General features: G+C 72.5%; 7 protein-coding genes and 1 riboswitch. Of the genes, 2 read left to right on the forward strand and 5 right to left on the reverse strand.

The features are described 5' to 3' along the window. Positions 1–24: 24 nt before the first annotated feature. The 5 genes from ACGFIQ_RS28350 to ACGFIQ_RS28370 all read right to left on the reverse strand — a co-directional run bounded on the left by ACGFIQ_RS28350 (position 25) and on the right by ACGFIQ_RS28370 (position 4,546). Positions 25–2,031, reverse strand: a complete 2,007-nt coding sequence (locus ACGFIQ_RS28350) for an acyl-CoA dehydrogenase family protein (RefSeq protein WP_393248538.1) — start codon at positions 2,029–2,031, stop codon at positions 25–27. A 104-nt stretch (positions 2,032–2,135) separates the two neighbouring features. Then, the gene (locus ACGFIQ_RS28355; RefSeq protein WP_393248539.1) at positions 2,136–2,639 is read right to left on the reverse strand and encodes a DUF6328 family protein; all 504 of its coding nucleotides are present in this window, start codon (positions 2,637–2,639) and stop codon (positions 2,136–2,138) included. A gap of 139 nt (positions 2,640–2,778) precedes the next feature. After that, positions 2,779–3,528 (reverse strand): sugar isomerase domain-containing protein, encoded by a 750-nt coding sequence (locus ACGFIQ_RS28360; protein WP_393248540.1) that lies wholly within the window; start codon positions 3,526–3,528, stop codon positions 2,779–2,781. After that, a complete protein-coding gene (locus ACGFIQ_RS28365) occupies positions 3,525–3,686 on the reverse strand; it encodes a hypothetical protein (protein ID WP_393248541.1) in 162 nt (53 codons plus the stop codon). The genes ACGFIQ_RS28360 and ACGFIQ_RS28365 overlap by 4 nt, the downstream gene beginning before the upstream one ends. Positions 3,687–3,715: 29 nt before the next feature. Further along, positions 3,716–4,546, reverse strand: a complete 831-nt coding sequence (locus ACGFIQ_RS28370) for an alpha/beta fold hydrolase (protein WP_393248542.1) — start codon at positions 4,544–4,546, stop codon at positions 3,716–3,718. A gap of 97 nt (positions 4,547–4,643) precedes the next feature. Further along, positions 4,644–4,748: riboswitch (TPP riboswitch) on the forward strand. Positions 4,749–4,823: 75 nt separating this feature from the next. Between ACGFIQ_RS28370 and ACGFIQ_RS28375 the strand changes: the two genes are divergently transcribed. Together ACGFIQ_RS28375 and ACGFIQ_RS28380 are read left to right on the forward strand one after the other, a co-directional pair. After that, positions 4,824–5,417 (forward strand): ECF transporter S component, encoded by a 594-nt coding sequence (locus ACGFIQ_RS28375; protein ID WP_393248543.1) that lies wholly within the window; start codon positions 4,824–4,826, stop codon positions 5,415–5,417. Positions 5,418–5,469: 52 nt separating this feature from the next. Beyond that, on the forward strand, positions 5,470–7,041 hold a 1,572-nt coding region (locus ACGFIQ_RS28380; RefSeq protein ID WP_393248544.1), incomplete at its 3' end, for an ATP-binding cassette domain-containing protein.

Raw genomic sequence — 7,041 nt, forward strand, 5'->3', positions numbered from 1 at the left:
TCGAAGTGGCGCCGGGCGGTGCGGTCACGGCTTCGGCGGGATGCGGCGGCGGACGTCCTTGGCGGTGGACGGGCCGGCCGACCAGCGGGCCACCCAGGGCAGTTCGTCGGACGGGGTGATCACGCCCTCCTCCAGGCCCGCGTAACGGCCGGCGAGGACGCGCTTCGCGGCGGCGGTGTCGACCGAGTCGGTGTTGTCCCACAGGGCGTTGAACAGGGCGTCCACCCGCACCCGCGCCTGCCGGCAGAACAGGTCGGCCAGCTCGACATTTTCCGGGCGGTTGCCCCGCTCGGCGTTGGCCCGGACGCAGACCGCGGACATCGCGAACAACTCGGCGCCGATGTCCACCACGCGGCCGAGGAACGCCTGCTTACGCTCCATCTTTCCCTGCCAGCGGGACATCGCGTAGAACGTCGACCGGGCCAGCTTGCGCGACGACCGCTCCACCTGGCGCAGGTGCGCGGCGAGCGGCCCGAACTCGGCGTACGCCGATGGGCTCTGCCCCCGGCCGACGGCCAGGGTGGGCAGCCACTTCGCGTAGAAGGCACCGGCTCGGGCGCCGGCGCGTGCCTTGCGGCCCAGCCCCGCGTCCGGGTCGATGATGTCGCCGGCCACCGACAGGTGGGCGTCGACCGCCTCCCGCGCGATCAGCAGGTGCATGATCTCGGTGGAGCCCTCGAAGATCCGGTTGATGCGCAGGTCGCGGAGCACCTGCTCGACGTTGGCCGGGCGTTCGCCACGGGCGGCCAGCGAGTCGGCCGTCTCGTAGCCGCGCCCGCCCCGGATCTGGACCAGCTCGTCGCCGACCTTCCAGGCCATCTCGCTGGCGTACAGCTTGACCAGCGCGGCCTCGATCCGGATGTCGTTGTGGTCGTCGTCGGCGAGCAGGCAGCAGAGGTCGAGCATGGTCTCCATGCCGTACGTGGTGGCGGCGATGAAGGAGAGCTTCTGCGCGACGGCCTCGTGCTCGCCTACCGGCCGGCCCCACTGGACCCGGTCGGCGGCCCAGCCCCGGGCCACGTTCAACGCCCACTTGCCGGCGCCCACGCACATCGCCGGCAACGACAGGCGGCCGGTGTTCAGGGTGGTCAGGGCGATCTTCAGCCCCTTGCCCTCGCCGCCGATGACGTTCTCGGCGGGCACGAACACGTCGTGGAACCGGGTGAGGCTGTTTTCCAGGCCACGCAGGCCGACGAACTCGTTGCGCCGTTCGACGGTGATGCCGGCGCTGTCGCCGTCCACCACGAAGGCGGTGATCCCGCCCCGCCGACCCTCGGTGGCCGGCACCCGGGCCATCACCACCAGCAGGGTGGCCACGATGCCGTTGGTGGCCCAGAGCTTCACCCCGTTGAGCCGGTAGCCGGTGCCGTCCTCGGTCGGCTCGGCGGTGGTGGCCAGCCGGGCCGGGTCGGAGCCGACGTCCGGTTCGGTGAGCAGGAACGCGGACACCTCGCCGGCGGCGAGCCGGGGCAGGAAGCGTTGCTTCTGCTCGTCGGTGCCGAACATCTTCAGCGGCTGCGGCACCCCGATCGACTGGTGCGCGGAGAGCAGCGCGCCGATGGCCGGGCTGACCGAGCCGGCCAGCATCAGCGCCCGGCAGTAGTGCAGGTTGCTCAGCCCCAGCCCGCCGTACTTCCGGTCGACCTTCATGCCGAACGCGCCGAGGTCGGCCAGGCCGTGGAACACCGAGTCCGGAATGGACGCGTCGCGCTCGATGGCGGCCCCGTCCACCTCGGAGGTCAGGAAGGCGCGGAACCGACCGAGGAACTCCTCGGCGCGAGCCACGTCGTCCGGATCGGATCGGGGCCACGGGTCGATCAGGTCGAGTCGGAAGCGGCCGAGGAACAGCTCCTTGCCGAAGCTGGGCCGGTCCCAGGTGGACTCGCGGGCGGCCTCGGCGACCTGCCGGGCCTCCTTCTCCGAGACCTGCCCGGCCTCCTCGGGCAACGGGGCCACGGCACCGGCGGTGCGGGGTGCGGCGTCGGAGTCGGGGCCGTCCGGTGTTGGTCTGCCGTCCTGCGTCGTGGTCACGGCTGCCCCCTCGAACCTCGGTGCGGCTGCGTCGACATGCGCGACTGTCGTCACGCTACCCCCGGTTGTTACCCGGGGGTAGCGATCGGTGGAGATCTGTCAGATCAGCGGCCGGCGATCTCGTCCGGGTCGTCGTCCTCGTCGTCCATGTCGTCCTCACCCCAGTTGCGGCGAGCGAACGGCAGGGCGGCCCAGAACGTGATGAACCAGAGCCCGGTCAGCGCACTGAGCACGAAGGCGATCGGCCGGTCCAGCACGAAGTCGGTGATCAGCAGCACCGCGCTGACCATCGCGATCAGCATGAAGGCGAGACCACCGGTGGCCATCCGGTGCGCGAAGCGCACCAACTCCGGCTTGCGCCCCTGCCGGAACAGCGCCCGGTGGAACGCCACCGGCGAGATGATCATCGCGGTCGCGGCGGCCGCGGCGAGCAGCGCGACGATGTAGACGTCCCGCTGGAACTCCGTGGTCCTGGTGAACCCGTTACTGAACGGCAGGGTGAGCAGGAAGGCGAAGAGGATCTGCACGCCCGTCTGTGCGACCCGCAACTCCTGCAACAGGTCGGCGAAATTGCGCTGCCAACGCTGCTTCTCGGTCTCCTTGGACACGCGCTACCTCCGGTGCGACGCTACTGCCGACGGTCCCGGCCGCCGACAGCAACGCCAATGCCCCACCTGGGCGAGCGTGAAACGGGTTCACGACATCCGTCGTTCACCTTCCGGACGCACCTCGGCCATCAGCACCGCGTCAGGACCCGCGCCGGATTCGACCGGCGTACCGGGTCTCCAATTCCGTGTTGTGCGCGTCGCCGTCGGGGATGTTCGCCGACAGGTAGACCGGCGGACGCTCCCCCGCCGCCAGCAGCCGCGCCACCACCTCCACCGTGACCTGCTGGGCCAGCAACGCGGCGGTGATCGAGGAGACCGCGCCGACCGCGCCGCCGCCGGGCAGCGGCAGCGTCGCGTCACCGTACGGCGCACCGTTGTCGAGCACGACGTCCGCGAGGTCGGCCAGCTTGCGCCCGGACGGGTGGCGGGAGGTCATCCGGCCAGAGTGCTGCGCCGAGGTGATCGCCACCAGGGCGTGGCCACGTTCCTTGACAAGGGTGGCGAACTCCACCATCGCGCCGTTGACCCCGGAGTTCGAGGCGAGAACGAAAACGTCGGCGGGCCGTACCGGAGCCAGCTCGTAGAGCCGGTGGGCCACCGCCGGGTCCCGCTCCAGCAACGGACCAAGCCGCTCGGCCGGCTCACCGCCGAGCAGCACCAGGTCACGCAGCGCGATCCGGTTGGTCGGCACCAGCCCACCCGCCCGGCCGGCGATCTCCATGGCGAGGGCCTCGGAGTGTCCGGTGCCGAACGCGTGCACCACCCCGTCGGCGCGTACGGCGTCGGCGATCAGGTCGGCGGCTCGCCCCACCGCCTCCCGCTGGCTGGCGGCCACCCGACCGATCGTCTCGGTCACCACGGCCAGGTAGGCCTCGGCACTCACCGTCATGCGTCCTCCGTCGTCCGATTACGGTCCAGCCAGCGCACCCCGAAGTCGACAGCCGCCCGCTGGCGCATCAAGCTGCCGGTCCCGGTGCCGACCGGTCCGCTGTGCGCCGCCCCGGTGGCCTCCAGGTCCGCCCAACGCGTCGAAGTCGTCCGCGTCACGGTGCCCCTTTCCGACCGACCCGCACGGCTCAGGCCGTTCCGGCGGCCCGGGCCAGGATCGCCTCGGCGAGCGGACCCGGCGCCGTGTCCGGAATCCAGTGACTCACACCGGTCAACGGCACGAAGCGGTACGCCCCGGTGACGTTCGCCGCACACGCCTCGGCGGCACTCCGGCCGATGGCGACGTCCCGGTCACTCCAGACGTAGGTGGTGGGCACCGCGACCGGGCCGACGCCGGCCAGGTCGGCGCGGGACATCGCCCGGTACCAGTTCAGCGCGGCGGTGAGCGCCCCCGGCGCACGCATCGGGGCGGCGTAGCGGTCCACCCGGGGCGCGTCGCCCACCCCACCGAGCATCTTGCACAGCGCTGTCGCGTTCCACGCCAGCAGCACCCTCTCCGCGGTCCCCGGCTTACGGAACAACGCGATGTACGACGAGCGGGCCTTCTGCTGACCGTCGTTGGCCAGGGCGTACGCCATGGCGGCCGGATGGGGCACGGACACCGCGGTCAGCGTACGGACCCGGTCCGGGTGCCCGGAGGCGACGGCCCAGGCCACGATCGCGCCCCAGTCGTGGCCGACCAGGTGGACGGTGTCCAGCCCCAGGGCGTCGAGCACCGCCACCACGTCGGCGACCAGCTCGGGGATCCGGTAGTCGGCCACCGCCGTCGGCCGCGCGCCGGGCGAGTAGCCGCGCTGGTCCAGCGCGTACGTGCGCAGCCCGGCCGCGTGCAACGCGGGCACCACGTCGTCCCACTCGCCGCGGTGTTGGGGGAAGCCGTGCAGCAGCAGGACGGGTACGCCGTCCGACGGACCGCCGGCGGTTACCTCGAACGTGAGACCTCGCGCGTCGACCCGCATGATCGTCAGCCTACCCAGCCGACGTACGGCCGGCCGCTGGGTGGAAGCCCTGCTAGGCCGGCACCCCTGGTCGGTGTTAGCGTCGTCGAGACAACTTCACATCCGACAGGGGAGCGCACAGCGCTGAGAGTGCGGGCACGCCCGCAGACCCTCGAACCTGATCTGGGTAATGCCAGCGCAGGGAGTTCGGTCGACCTCCAGCCGCGCCGCCGTCCGGTGCCACCGGGCGTGCGGCGTGCGTCTTCTCCTGGTTCGCAGTCAGAACTGGGAGCAATACATGAAATCCACCACCGACACCGGCCGCTGGCGGACCATCGACATCGTGGTCGCCTCGGTGCTCGCGGTCGCCTTCGGCGTCATCTTCTGGGCCTGGGGCCTGGTCTGGAGCGCCACCGAGGGCGCCTTCACCTTCTTCCCGCCGGCGCAGGCGCTGCTCTACGGCGTCTGGCTGATGCCGGCCGTGATCGGCGGCCTGGTCATCCGCAAGCCCGGCGCCGCGCTCTACTGCGAGACGGTGGCCGCGGTCCTCTCCGCGCTGCTGGGCAGCCAGTGGGCCGGCACGGTGATCCCGCAGGGCATCGTGCAGGGCATCGGCGCGGAGCTGGCGTTCGCCGCCTTCCGCTACCGGTCGTACCGGCTGCCGACCGCGCTGCTGGCCGGCGCACTGACCGGTCTCAGCGCCGCACTGTTCGACTTCTTCGTCTGGAACGCCGACTACGCGTTCACCGACTACCGCCTCCCGTACGCGCTGATCACCATCGTCAGCGCCACCGTGATCGCCGGTGCCGGCGGGTGGCTGCTGACCGAGTCCCTGGCCAAGACCGGAGTCCTGGACCGCTTCCCGGTAGGCCGAGACCGAGCACTGATCTGACCTTGTCCCGTTGAAATGCGGGTGGGCCCGGGGCCGGGAGGGGGTGGGTGTGGTGGGCGGGGTACTGCTGCGGGGGTTCGGGTGGCGGCACGCCGGGCGGCGCGCCTGGGCTCTGCGCGGGGTTGATCTGCGGGTCGAGGCTGGGGAGCGGGTTCTGCTGCTCGGGCCCTCCGGGGCCGGTAAGAGCACCCTGCTCAGCGCGCTGGCCGGGCTGCTCCCCGACGACTCCGGCGAGCAGGAGGGCACCGTCGAGATCGACGGTCTCGACCCGCGCAAGGGACGGGAACGCGTCGGCATCGTCTTCCAGGACCCGGAAACCCAACTGGTGATGGCGCGCTGCGGCGACGACGTCGCGTTCGGGCTGGAGAACCGCGGCGTACCGACCGACGAGATCTGGCCCCGGGTGGACGAGGCGCTGCGCCGCGTCGGCTTCCCGTACCGCCGGGACCGCCCCACCGCCGCGCTCTCCGGCGGCGAACAGCAACGCCTCGCCCTGGCCGGCGCACTGGCGCTGCGTCCGGAGCTGCTGCTGTTGGACGAGCCGACCGCCAACCTCGATCCGGCCGGGGCCGACCTGATCCGACAGGCGGTGGCCGGCGCGCTGGACGCCGACACCACGCTGATCCTGGTCGAGCACCGGATCGCCGAGGCGCTGCCACTCGTCGACCGGGTGGTCGTCCTGGAACCTGGCGGCGGGGTCCGCGCGGACGGCACACCCGAGGCCGTCTTCGCCGCCCACGGTGGCACGCTTGCCGCCGAGGGGGTCTGGGTGCCCGGTCACCCCATCGCGCCCCGGCCGGCCACCGCCGCGCCCGGGGACCTGCTGCTCACCGCCGACCGGCTCGGCCTGCCGCCCCGGCTGGGCTCCACCGACCTGGCGGTACGCGCCGGCGAGGCACTCGCCGTACGCGGACCCAACGGCGCCGGCAAGTCCACCCTGGCGTTGCTGCTCGGCGGGTTGCTCCGGCCGGGCGCCGGACGGGTCACCGCATCCGTCGAGTTGGCCGGCACCGACCACCGCACTCCCCCACACCGCTGGCCGGCCCCCGCACTGGCCCGGCGGATCGGGTCGGTCTTCCAGGATCCGGAGCACCAGTTCGTCACCAGCACCGTCTTCGACGAGCTGGCACTCGGCCCACGCCGGACCGGTCAACCCGAGGCGGCCGTCAAGCAGACCGTGTCCGGGCTGCTGGAACGGCTGCGCCTGGGCCGCCTCGCGGCTGCCAACCCGTACACCCTCTCCGGTGGTGAGGCGCGGCGGCTGAGTGTGGCGACCGCCCTGGCCACCGCGCCCCGCCTGCTGATCTGCGACGAACCCACCTTCGGCCAGGACCGGCGGACCTGGCGGGAGTTGGTCGACCTCTTCGCCGACCTGCGCGACGCCGGGCACGGCGTGGTCGCGGTCACCCACGACGCGGACTTCGTGGCCGCGCTCGCCGACCGCACCGTCACCCTGCGCCGAGCCGCGACCGGCACCGACCCGGCCGGTGATCGGCCAGACCGGCCGACGGCAGGCGAGCGGCCAGCAGCAGGCGAGCGGCCAGCAGCAGGCGAGCGGCCAGCAGCAGGCGAGCGGCCAGCAGCAGGCGAGCGGCCAGCAGCAGGCGAGCGGCCAGCAGCAGGC

Source organism: Micromonospora sp. NPDC048898 (assembly GCF_043198035.1).
Classification (GTDB): Bacteria; Actinomycetota; Actinomycetes; order Mycobacteriales; family Micromonosporaceae; genus Micromonospora.

Coding starts and splice junctions, on each gene's coding strand:
- ACGFIQ_RS28370 (WP_393248542.1), bottom strand. CDS start 4,546: ATGCGGGTCGACGCGCGAGGTCTCACGTTCGAGGTAACCGCCGGCGGT.
- ACGFIQ_RS28360 (WP_393248540.1), bottom strand. CDS start 3,528: ATGACGGTGAGTGCCGAGGCCTACCTGGCCGTGGTGACCGAGACGATC.
- ACGFIQ_RS28375 (WP_393248543.1), top strand. CDS start 4,824: ATGAAATCCACCACCGACACCGGCCGCTGGCGGACCATCGACATCGTG.